This window comes from Oceanobacillus caeni, assembly GCF_019037185.1.
Classification (GTDB): domain Bacteria; phylum Bacillota; class Bacilli; order Bacillales; family Amphibacillaceae; genus Oceanobacillus; species Oceanobacillus caeni.
Map to the genome: position 1 here is coordinate 1 of NZ_JAHHXM010000057.1, position 12,098 is coordinate 12,098.

Below are 12,098 nucleotides of genomic sequence, written 5' to 3' on the forward strand. Positions count from 1 at the left end.
AAAGTTCGATTCAGTGCTTTAGAAATGTGAAAGGAATCCAATTGATTTAAAACAGGATAACTAGACTGTGAGAAAGCCTCTTGAAAACGTTCTGCCGTATAACCGGGACCACCATCACTATTGGTGACAACTTGTGTATTTTCTAAGGAATAATGACTAGCTGTAAACGCCTGGACTTCTTTCCAAAAATCATTTGTTGGTTTGGTTGTCATAATAACTTGTGGATTCTTTAGGGATACGCGCTTTCCATTTTTAATCCAACCTTCATGGATCACTGCATGATGTACTTCATGACTTGTTTTTTCCTTAGTCCCACGCACAAATACACCATCTGCCTCGGCAAATAAAAATTCCAATTCTTTCCCCTTTGGTAAATAGGCAGCTTCCTCTAATTCAGCTAACAATTCTTCATCAGCTTGCGCTTGTGCTTTTCCTACACGCTTCACCATACTTCCCACCGTCGTATGACTAAGATTCACGGCAGTCCATTCACTTAATATGCGTGCAGTTTCTCGGTACGTACTCTCACTAGCCAACTCCGCCACTTTTACTTCAACTAAAGGACTATGTCGCTGATATTTTCTAAATCCAACCCACTCATCAAAAGGATAATGCGCTTTCCCATTGATATCGTGCATTAATGTATGCGTAAAACGAACTGCCCCAAAGATAAAATGAATTGTCTTTTCATCTTCTCGTTCAACCGTCCAACCCTTACTTTGCATTCTTCTTTTTATCGTTTGATTAAGTTGTGTAAATACGCTCCCCATCAGTTTAGTAAGGAGATCATATACATAAATTTGAACATGTTCCTCAAAGTCAATTAAATCATTTGTATCCTTTAATAATTCGCTGATTTTTGATATAATTGTATTCATGAAAAGGCCTCTTTCTAATGTATTTGCCGGTAAGCATACATTTATGATAGAGCGCCTTTTCTTTTTTTTCTAGAATTTTGTTTCAAATCCCCGAGAACTATTTTACACATAGGCCTTGGGGCTGTCGCCCAACCGAAATTCATCTCCCCCTTATCATTGGGCTACGCCCTTCACACGCTTGAAGAGGGAGATTTCTTTCGGAAGTGCGTTAAATCGCTGGACCCATTCTTCCATTTTTTTAGAATCTTCCAAACCGAATAAGGAATATTGCGGGTGTCCCTGCTCATCCGTGCCTTTCATAATCATTTTAGCCCCAATAATGTGATAACCTAGCTGATCCGAGCCCTTAGACTGATAACGGGTTGTCCGAGCGATCAATACTTCTTGCATTTGTTCGAATGGAACGAATTGTTTCCACTCCTCTCTTGTTTTTTTATTCTGAACGTATGTATAATAACCTTCTTCTTGCAATTCGCATTTCAGGTCAATGTCGGAATACATCTTGTTGGATTTTTTAATAATAGAGCTAGCCCATAAAATAAAACCGCTCACAGCAAAACAAGCAATTACGCCAAACCATTGTTGCCAATAGATTAATAAAATCCCGAAGCCAAATGCTGTAATTCCGATCAAATATAAGAACCATAATATAATCATTTGAACAATTCTTGCCCATCCCGGAATATCGTTTGAGTATTTCAGATCTTCTTTTTCACGCATTTCAATCAAAACTAGTTCCTCCCATTGCCATGAATTCAACTTTAATACGAATAATATGAACAGAGGTTTCATTATTTTATAAAAAATAGTTAGTAAAAAAGACTATAAAGAAATACACGAAAAAAGTCCCCTCCTATACAAAACTATTCGTATAGTAGGGGACCTTTTACCTGGTATATATCTAATATAAAAGGCTATTTTACTTCAGTAATTCGGCACCAGCGATTCCAGGATGTGTCATTTCATCTGGATTTAATATCAAATTTAATTCCTCTTCTGTTAATACATCGTATTTTAAACATAGTTCTCGGATAGAAGTCCCGTTTAGTATTGCCTCGCGTGCAATGTTGGATGCTGCTTCATATCCAATATGAGGGTTAACCGCAGTAATAAGTCCGGCACTCTTTTCCACATACTCTTTCAATCTTGCTTCATTGGCTTCTATTCCTTTTAAGCAATTGTCTGTAAAAGTACGGAAAACGTTATTCATCATACTGATTGATTGCAATAAATTAAATACGAGTACAGGCTCCATGACGTTCAACTCAAACTGGCCTGCTTCAGATGCAAGGTTGATGGTTTGGTCATTACCTATAACTTGAAACGCCACCTGATTAATTACTTCCGCTATAACTGGGTTTACTTTACCAGGCATGATGGAAGAGCCAGGCTGTCTTGCAGGTAAACTGATTTCACCTAAACCGGCTCTTGGACCTGAGGCCATTAAACGTAAGTCATTCGCTATCTTTGACATATTAGTCATACAAACTTTCAATGCTGATGAAACTTCTGTAAATACATCTGTATTCTGCGTTGCATCAACAAGATGTTCGGAGCCAACTACCGGAAGACCGCTAATATCGGCGATGTGTGATACAACTAATTTTATATAACGGGGATCTGCGTTTAAACCGGTACCAACAGCTGTTGCGCCCATATTTAATTCATATAAATACAGGCGCGATTGTTTAATCCGTTTTATATCGCGTTCCACTACACGACTATAAGCCGCAAACTCCTGACCGAGTCTTATTGGCACAGCATCTTGAAGATGGGTGCGTCCCATTTTAATGACATGGTTAAATTCTTCGGCTTTCAGCTGGAATACGGAATGCATATCCTCCATGGTTTCCAATAACTTCTCTAATAGTCGAAGTACAGCAATATGAATCGCTGATGGTACGGAATCATTCGTCGATTGCGACATATTGACATGTGTGTTCGGACTGCAATGGGAATAATCCCCTTTTTCAATTCCCATTAATTCAAGCGCGCGGTTAGCAAGGACTTCATTTATATTCATGTTGGTGGAGGTCCCTGCGCCACCTTGAATCGGATCAACTATGATTTGATCATGCCACTTACCTTTAATCATTTCATCCGCTGCCCTAGTGATTGCTTCCCCAATTTTAGTATCAAGGCGCTTCACGTCCATGTTTGCAAGCGCTGCAGCTTTTTTCACGATGGCCATTGCCGTAATCAATTCTTCATGAATACGGTACCCTGTAATGGGGAAATTTTCAACCGCACGAAGTGTTTGAACTCCATAATAAGCTTCAGCTGGAACTTCCCTAGGCCCTAAAAAATCTTTTTCAATTCTCGTTTGACTCAACGTGATGGACATCATTTTCACTCTCCCAAGTATATTTAAAAAAGGAAAAGAGGAGCTATAATTTTTGCTTCACATTTTCCAATATAGACTATCCATTAACAATATAACATAAGATAAATCTTCAGCAACAAATACTTTTTAGAATTACAATCAAATAGGTTATTTCTTTTAATTCTCCATTATCTGTCCATTCAGACAATCTTATTTGACCCAGCATTCATCTAAGTTTATATAAGAACACTTTAGGTTCCCATTGTTGATAAAGGAATAAAAATCATGTAATCTTTATTCATGTGACAAAAAATAAGGTTTTTTATAGATAAAAGGCCTCGTTGTTCCAAGATGAGGCCTTTTTTTTCGGGGTGAGAAAGGACAAAAAATGTGTCCCGTTTTTAATCTGGAGGTAAACAATGAAGCAAGGAAATCCATGGGCACTGATCCCATTTGTTGTTTTTTTAATTTTATTTATTGGTTCAGGTATTATTACTGGTGATTTTTATGCCTTTCCCGTCATTGTCGCCATCGCCATTTCAGGTGCTGTGGCTCTAGCAATGAATCGAAAAGAACCGTTTGCACGTAAGGTTGATATTTTTTGCCAAGGCGCAGGAAATTTAAATGTCATGCTAATGGTTGTCATTTTCCTATTGGCTGGGGCCTTTTCAGAGGCGGCAGAAGGTATGGGCGCAGTGGATTCCACTGTTAACTTTGCTTTATCTTTCATTCCTCAGAATCTGCTTGTTGCAGGCTTATTCATTATTGCTTGCTTTATCTCCTTGTCCATGGGTACTTCGGTGGGAACGATTGTTGCACTTGCACCAGTTGGAGTTGGAATAAGCGAGCAAACCGATCTTGCTATGGCTTTAGTAATGGCGGCCATTATTGGCGGTTCCATGTTTGGCGATAATTTATCCTTTATTTCCGATACAACCATTACTGCCGCTCGTACACAAGGTGCAGAAATGAAGGATAAATTTAAGGTGAATTTTTGGATTGTATTACCAGCAGCTATTGTAACATGCCTAATTTTAGGGGTAATTACCATGGGTGAAACGACATCAGTAGAGCATGTAAGCTACAATTGGGTAAAAATCCTCCCCTATGTTTTAGTTATTATTTTTGCGTTAGCTGGTATGAATGTTTTCCTTGTTTTGGCATCAGGGATTGCTCTTACAGGGGCTGTTGGCTTAGCGGATGGCAGTTATCATGTCATGAGCTTTTTGCAGAAGATTGGTGAAGGAATGGCAGGTATGTACGAAATTGCCTTTCTTGCCATATTAATAGCTGGAATGGTAGAGGTAATTAAATTTAACGGCGGAATTGACTATCTTCTTCACCTTGTGACACGGAAGATTAAATCGAAAAAGAGTGCTGAATTAAGTATTGCCGGTCTCGTGGGCCTAACTGATTTGTCGACTGCTAATAATACGATTGCTATTTTAATTGCTGGCCCACTCGCAAAAAATATTGCAGAGCAGTATGAAATTGAGCCACGAAAATCCGCAAGTCTTTTAGATATTTTTGCCTGTGCAATCCAGGGCCTTCTGCCATACGGTGCTCAATTTTTGGCAGCCGCAAGCGTAGCCAGAATATCACCAGTGAGCATTATGCAATACTCTTTTTATCCAATTCTTATAGGAGTTTGCGGAATCATCGCTATACTTATTGGATATCCGGCAAAAAAGAGAGCCTAGGAAAATAAAAACAGAATCCCGGAATTTTCTATCATACGATGGTGGTGCTTAAGCCCTTTGTCTGCATTCATATGCGGCAGAGGGCTTTTTCATGAAACTTTATCATCTATTCACCTTTCTGCTTGGATGGAAAGATGGTATACGACCATGAATATATAAAATCAACAATAAAAACTAATCCCCAAACCATCGAAATCCCATATAAGGTTTCATTGGAATATGGTGTTTCTTCAACATATTCTGTACCTATCCATGATAAGTCTGTTAAATATGGTATTGCTTGTTCCATACTATCTAGGCTATAAGACAAAAATATCAGTTGCGCAATTACAAAAAGCAGGAAATGGATCATAGAACTGTATCGATATTTCTTAGCAATATACTTTGGATCTTTTTGTTTCTTCATCACGTACTTATCTTTTTCCGTCAGTAGCTCTGTACCTCGCCAATTCCCTATTTTTAAACGCATCCAACGATCTAGCTTCTTGAAATCACTAATCCCAAACGTGCAGGCATATATAACAAATATCGTAATGACGATTTGGAATGTAGAAAATTCTCCAGTTTCCCTATAAATAAAAATTGCCAAAGCAGCTTCTAGAAATAGCAATAACACAAACAAAAATAAAAAGGATAAGCTTCGTTTCTGTTTATTAAATACATAGCGAACAACCCCAAATAACAAAAGGGAAACTAATGATAGCACTTCTATTCCGATAAAAACTTCCCACTGGTATTCTAATATAACGTCCATTTTACCCCCACCCTTTATCTACGCAGTAAATATATATCCGGAGTATATATTCATTGTGTACATATGTCAATGATAGGTTAGAAAATTCTGATAAGTACTTTTACCAAATACATACCGAAATTCCTGATTAGGAGTAACTAAGTATCTTCCTCAAAATGATTATCCACACACAATTAGATCGAATCCAAAAATGTTTGAACAAATGGTATGGCAGCACCTTTGGGAACTCCCATTGCTGGTGAACGGCTAATATGAATAAATGGCTCATTCGTTGGAAATGCCGTTTTTTCGTTAACTTTTTCATGAAGAATTTCCATATCTTCTTCGTTTAAGTATGGAGAAAGATGGCCACCTAAAATAAATTCTCGATTAATAACAAGATGTATATTATTGATTGACAACGCTAAATGATCTAAAAAGACATTCCATCTTTCCGCATAAGAAGGGACATTAGAACGTACCTGTTGAAAGAAGTAATCTAATGATTCATCATCCTCTAGAAGCGCGCTTATAGAGCTGTAGGTTTCCATGCAACCCCTTTTTCCACAATAACAAGGAGGGCCTTCGGGATTAATTATCATATGTTCAACTGTACCACTGTGGCCGTCTTTCCCCATATAAAGTTGATCATTTATAATAATCGCACCCCCAAGATGTATACCAATAGACAAATAAACAGCATCGCCAATATCATTTCTTACCCACAACTCTGTTGTTGCGGCGCATTTGGCATCATGAACAAGCTCGCAAGGATAATCGAGATATTGGGAAAATGCATCAATTTCTAACCCTGTAGGCAGTAATATTTTTCCGTAAGTTATTTTTTGTCCATCATTTGATGTTAAAGCTTCTACGGCAAAACCAATACCGAGAACCTGTTCTTGATCCACATCAAGTGTTGTGATGAAAGCTTGTACAGCCTCGCTCACCTCCTTGTAATAACGGTCGACATTAGAATAATGAATGGATAGTTCCGTTTGCTGAAATACGCTTCCACGCAAATCGATTGCTAAAATTTTCACATGTTTTTTCTGGATTTCCACCCCGATGCTAATTTTAGCCCGAGTACATATCCCGTAAGCAGTTGCGCGTCTACCAATAGAAGATTGAAAGTATCCACTCTTCTCTATCAGTTTCTCTTTTTCCAACCGTACTAGATTCTGAGTGATAGTTGGTAAACTCAAATGAAGTTGATTCGCGATTTCTTGTTTAGAAATTTTCCCTTTTTGATAAATAAGATGGTAAATGGATGAGTAATTACTTCTCTTAATATCTTTAAAAGTGATGTTATTATCCATGAACATACCTCATTACATAAAATAATTTTATAAAATACATTAATTTAATTCCGTTTAAAATATATCATATTAGACTGTGCAAAAACAATTTCTTCAGAATTCATGGGATTTAGCTTATTGACTATCCTAGAAAAAAACCTTATTATATAAATGAATTTTATAAAACCGTTTTACAAAAATAATTCACAAAAGGGAAAGGAACATAAATATGGGGATTATTGAGAAAATGAGACTTGATGGGAAGAAAATTTTTGTAACAGGTGGCGCAAGAGGCATTGGTAAAAGTGTTGCAACTGCATTTGCTGAAGCAGGGGCAGATATAGCAATTATCGACCTTGATATAGATGAAGCAAAAAAGACAGCTACAGAACTAGAAAGAAATAATGGGATTAAGTCGATTGCCATCCAAGCAGATGTAACAAATCCAGATGATGTCAATGCGATGATTGATATAGTATTAGATAAATTTGGCCGTTTAGATGTTGCTTTTTGTAATGCGGGAATTTGTATGAATGTTCCAGCAGAAGAAATGACGTTTGAACAGTGGAAGAAAGTAATAGATATTAATCTTTCAGGTGTATTTTTAACCGCACAAGCAGCTGGAAAAGTCATGCTAAAACAAGGTGGGGGTTCCATTATTAATACAGCTTCTATGTCAGGACATATTGTAAACGTTCCACAACCACAATGTTCCTACAATGCCTCTAAAGCAGGAGTAATACAATTAACCAAATCGCTTGCGGTCGAATGGGCAGATAGAAATGTACGTGTAAATTCGATTAGTCCAGGATATATCGGAACAGAACTTACATTAAATTCTCCAGATTTACAACCATTGATTAAACAATGGAATCAAATGGCACCGCTCGGACGAATGGGCAGACCGGAAGAACTTCAATCTATATGCGTTTATCTTGCAGGAGATACGAGTAGCTTTACGACTGGCTCGGACTTTGTAGTAGATGGAGCATTTACATGTATTTAATAGTAATATAGGGGGATTATCATGAACTACTTACTTGGAACTGACATTGGAACATCTGGTACTAAAACAATTTTAATGGATACAGCGGGAAATCTAATTGCCCAAGATTTACAAGAATACGATGTATTGACTCCAAAGCATCTATGGGCTGAACAGTGGCCAGATGTCTGGCTAGATGCAACAAAAATTTCAATTAAAAATACGGTAAAAAAATCAGGAATTTCAGCTGAGAAAATTCGTGGAATTGCCATTAGTGGTTTATATGGTGGTTCCGGGATACCATTGGACGAAGAAATGAAACCAGTTAGACCGTGTATGATTTGGATGGACCGCAGAGCTGAAGAAGAGACACAATGGGTCTTAGATAATATCGGAGAAGATAAACTCCGTGAAATCACACATAATGGAGCCGATCCTTATTACGGCTATACAAAAATGTTATGGATGAAAAGGAATGAACCGGAAAACTGGAAGAAAACAAAACTCTTTCTACCACCAAATGACTATGTTATTTATAAACTTACTGGTGAGATTGTTATAGATTATTCTTCTGCAGGAAATATTGGTGGCATTTTTGATATGAATAACAGATGCTGGTCGAAAGAAATGATGGATGCAATGGGAATCCCCCTTTCGATGATGCCGGAAAAAATCGTGGAATCAACCGATATTGTTGGTGGAGTTACAAAAGAAATCGCCGAGGAATTAGGGGTTTCTGAAGGAATGCCCGTTATAGCGAGCGGTATTGACTCTGGAGCAGCTAATATCGGACTTGGTGTATTTGAATCTGGTATTTATGCAGCAGCTATTGGAACCTCTATGTGTGCAGCATTAATTTCTGATAAACCAGTGAAAGGAAAAGATTTGATTGCTTGGCCATACTTATATGATGCCAAAAGATTGTCTTATTACTTCGCAGGTGCAAACACAGCCGGAGCAATTGTAAAATGGTTCCGTCAAACAATGTGTCAATATGAAATTGAATTGGAAAAAGCGGGCGGGGAAAAAGCCTATGACATTTTAAATGAACAGGCAGTCGACATTCCAGCTGGAAGCGAGGGGTTAATTGTACTCCCCTACTTTATGGGTGAAAGAAGTCCTATTTGGGATTCAGATGCAAAAGGAACCATTGTAGGCCTATCATTAGCGCATACAAAGGCGCATATTTACCGTGCATTTTTGGAAGCAGTTGCATTTTCTTTAAGAGATGCAATGGAAGCGACCGGAGAAAACCTGGGCGAATATATATTACTCGCCGGTGGTGTGACAAAGTCCAAACTATGGCGACAAATCTTTGCAGATGTGACTGGCTATCCAGTTGTCTGTCCCGTAAATGATGTAGAAGCAAACATGGGTGATGTCATGCTTGCTGGTATTGGAACAGGTCTCCTATCTTATGAAGATGTGAAGCAATGGCAAGTTTTGGATGAAAAAATTATACCAAATAAACAGAATCACCAAATATACAATGAGTATTATAAAGTTTACAAATCTGTATATAACCATTTAAAGCATGATATGAAACAATTGACGGTACTTTCTTGAAATATAAAAAGTTACACTGCAAAAATTTGATGTAAAAACCTCACAATCCACTCGTGAGGTTTTTCATGATGTCGATTAATTATACCAGTCAGAGCCTTTTCTAGGTTAAAACAGACAGCTTCCCTTCACAAATTATTTCAAGTAACACGCCCCACTTACACGTCAAAAGGATTGCTCTCTACCTTACTTTCTTTATTAAAAAGCATAGTTTCTTGTTTGGTTAGGATATATTCTGGCCAGTTTGGAATCCCCTCGTGATTCGGGTTGCCTGAATGGGCAAATGCAATCCATGCTTGATGCATTTGTTTTGCAATCTCCTCCCGCTCCGGAGAATTACCTGTTAACTGGATGATCTGAGGTTCGTTGAGGTTATTCCATACAAATGGAATTTCTAGTGCGTGACATGCTTTTAATCCACCAGCCGCGACAGGACTTTCCCAGTCAAAACGATACATATAAGTAGGTGCACCCTGCCTTACCTGATATTCTGCAAGTTTTAAAGCTGGGTTCGTGAAAATTTGCGCTGTCATTAACTTATCGTACAAATCCTGATCCAAGGTATCATTTTCTGAAAGTTGGCTTTGAATAGCTGGCATGGCAGATCCAAATGTGCTTTCAAAAATTTGCTCCACTTCTCTTTGCTCAGCGTTTTTCCATCTAGGATCAAAGAAGGTAAATAGACGATACTCATCTTTATTTACCCCAATCAGTATAGGAATGTCTTTTGCAAATCCATCTTCCAAAGTTTCTTCTGGGTCATTTGGTAATGATACTCCGTCAACTACTGGTATAAGCTTCATCATTGGAAGTGTGCTAGACACTTCTATAAGCTTTTCAACTGGGATATCCCTCAATTTTGAAAGTTCATCATGCCCAATACCAAGGGAAGTTAAAATTCTCTCCGTTACCTTTGTAGCTTGAGGTGAACGAATAGCGTTACTCGCAGCGCCACTTTGTAAAATAGCTTGACGGAAAAGACCTTTTGCTGATGGCATGGCTAATAATACGCCAACACTCATCGCTCCAGCTGACTCTCCAAAAATAGTAACTCGGTTAGGGTCTCCTCCAAAATTTTCGATATTGTCTTGAACCCACTTCAATGCAGCAATCTGGTCAAGGATCCCGCAATTTCCTGAAGTTGCATACTCCTCACCAGCCAATTCACCCAAATGAAGAAAGCCTAAAATTCCTAATCGATAATTGATTGTAACAACTACGACATCCCCCGAGCTTGCAAAAGAAGTTCCATCGTACAACCCACTAGAACCGGAACCATTCATAAAAGCTCCCCCATGAATCCAAACCATAACAGGACGGAGCTTATCTTTATTTATACTAGGAGACCAAATATTAAGGTTTAAACAATCTTCACTAGAACTTTCAGCGTCATTTCCTAAATTATTCATTATCTCACTATCCGGCTGAGGTGCAACCGGGCCAAACTGGGTTGCGTCTAGAACTCCATCCCATGATTCCGGCGCTTCAGGTGGTTGAAAACGTAATGATCCGACAGGTGCTTTCGCGTAAGGAATTCCCTTCCACACATAAACGTTTTCATTCTTTTCCCCTTTAACTTGACCATACGTGGTATTTACAAATGTTGCCGATGTCATCCCAATCCCTCCTTATCCTTTATTTTTATTATACGGTATGTTTAAGTATTCGTGGACATTTAAGGACGAAACCTGTACGCGATACCTCTGTACATTTTGCTTTCCACATTAGTATTTATAGGTAAATCAACCTTTATACCAAGTATATCGAGACTTGTACTTTTGTGTTTCTGCATTATTATTAGGGATGACGACTTAGCATCATTTTGCATAACGTTAGGGAAACTATTTCCAAAATCCCATACCACTATCACAACACACAATTCCTTGAAGCAATCAAAGTTATAGCTCACCTATCCTTCACTAACGGCATCTTCTCCTGATACTAGGCCTGTTGAATCCCCTTCTAAAAAGGATTTAATGACCTCTTTATTTTCTTCAAAATCAATATCCAATGCCATTCCTACCCCTTCATATCTTACATTTGTATAAGAGTTTTCCACGGGTATGGTTAATGTTTCTACGGTCTGAGGCGGCTCTAGTGCAATGTCTTTTACAAGATTAAATAGATCAGCGCTTTGAAAATTCGTTTGAACATATGGTTGAACTGTACCAATTAGCTTTGGTAGCTTTAATGCACCATTAGTGCTAAGAAGTTCGTTGCTCATGGTTTTGATAATCTGCTGTTGACGTCTCACCCGTCCAAAATCAGCTTCTGCGTCTTTACGGAAACGGGCATATCCTAATAATTCCTTTCCATTTAACTTTTGTAAGCCAGAATCTAGGGAAACACCTATATTAGCAGACATATTTTTCTCAACATCAATCTCAATACCATCAGGCGCAAGAACATCGACCATTTTTTCAAATCCCGTAAAATCAATGATGGCATAATATTCCACATCTAAGTCAAAGTTGTTTTTCAAGGTTTCACGTAGCAATTCTGGTCCACCGAGATAAAACGCGGTATTGATTTTATAATTCTTCACTAGTGTTGCATAAAGTTTTCAGGAAAAAGTCAAGCGAAACCTTTTGTGTCAATATTATTAATAATAGGAATTT

At 38.1% G+C, this 12,098-nt stretch carries 10 protein-coding genes; 3 read left to right on the top strand and 7 right to left on the bottom strand.

Going from position 1 to position 12,098, the window contains the following annotated elements; translation table 11 throughout:
- The 3 genes from KM885_RS17185 to aspA form a co-directional block, all read right to left on the bottom strand.
- The coding region (locus KM885_RS17185) for an ISLre2 family transposase (protein ID WP_216884311.1) at positions 1-878 on the bottom strand (878 nt) is incomplete at its 3' end.
- A 153-nt stretch (positions 879-1,031) separates the two neighbouring features.
- Positions 1,032-1,607: a hypothetical protein gene (locus tag KM885_RS17190; RefSeq protein ID WP_047186492.1), complete on the bottom strand. Its 576-nt coding sequence runs from the start codon at positions 1,605-1,607 to the stop codon at positions 1,032-1,034.
- 190 nt (positions 1,608-1,797) lie between these two features.
- On the bottom strand, positions 1,798-3,222 hold the full coding sequence (gene aspA / locus KM885_RS17195) for an aspartate ammonia-lyase (RefSeq protein WP_216884317.1): 1,425 nt from the start codon (positions 3,220-3,222) through the stop codon (positions 1,798-1,800).
- A 398-nt stretch (positions 3,223-3,620) separates the two neighbouring features.
- Here aspA and KM885_RS17200 point away from each other — a divergent pair, with 398 nt between their 5' ends.
- On the top strand, positions 3,621-4,901 hold the full coding sequence (locus KM885_RS17200; protein ID WP_060669291.1) for a Na+/H+ antiporter NhaC family protein: 1,281 nt from the start codon (positions 3,621-3,623) through the stop codon (positions 4,899-4,901).
- A gap of 106 nt (positions 4,902-5,007) precedes the next feature.
- On the opposite strand, the gene KM885_RS17205 is transcribed toward KM885_RS17200, so the two are convergent.
- On the bottom strand, positions 5,008-5,655 hold the full coding sequence (locus KM885_RS17205) for a hypothetical protein (RefSeq protein WP_216884312.1): 648 nt from the start codon (positions 5,653-5,655) through the stop codon (positions 5,008-5,010).
- 173 nt (positions 5,656-5,828) lie between these two features.
- Positions 5,829-6,953, bottom strand: a complete 1,125-nt coding sequence (locus KM885_RS17210; protein WP_060669289.1) for an ROK family transcriptional regulator — start codon at positions 6,951-6,953, stop codon at positions 5,829-5,831.
- A 208-nt stretch (positions 6,954-7,161) separates the two neighbouring features.
- Here KM885_RS17210 and KM885_RS17215 point away from each other — a divergent pair, with 208 nt between their 5' ends.
- Positions 7,162-7,938: an SDR family oxidoreductase gene (locus tag KM885_RS17215; protein WP_216884313.1), complete on the top strand. Its 777-nt coding sequence runs from the start codon at positions 7,162-7,164 to the stop codon at positions 7,936-7,938.
- Between the two features lie 21 nt (positions 7,939-7,959).
- The gene (locus tag KM885_RS17220) at positions 7,960-9,483 is read left to right on the top strand and encodes an FGGY-family carbohydrate kinase (protein WP_216884314.1); all 1,524 of its coding nucleotides are present in this window, start codon (positions 7,960-7,962) and stop codon (positions 9,481-9,483) included.
- 155 nt (positions 9,484-9,638) lie between these two features.
- Here KM885_RS17220 and KM885_RS17225 read toward each other — a convergent pair whose 3' ends face one another.
- Together KM885_RS17225 and KM885_RS17230 are read right to left on the bottom strand one after the other, a co-directional pair.
- Positions 9,639-11,096: a carboxylesterase/lipase family protein gene (locus tag KM885_RS17225; RefSeq protein WP_216884315.1), complete on the bottom strand. Its 1,458-nt coding sequence runs from the start codon at positions 11,094-11,096 to the stop codon at positions 9,639-9,641.
- A 293-nt stretch (positions 11,097-11,389) separates the two neighbouring features.
- Positions 11,390-12,025, bottom strand: a complete 636-nt coding sequence (locus KM885_RS17230; protein ID WP_216884316.1) for an LCP family protein — start codon at positions 12,023-12,025, stop codon at positions 11,390-11,392.
- Positions 12,026-12,098 lie beyond the last annotated feature (73 nt).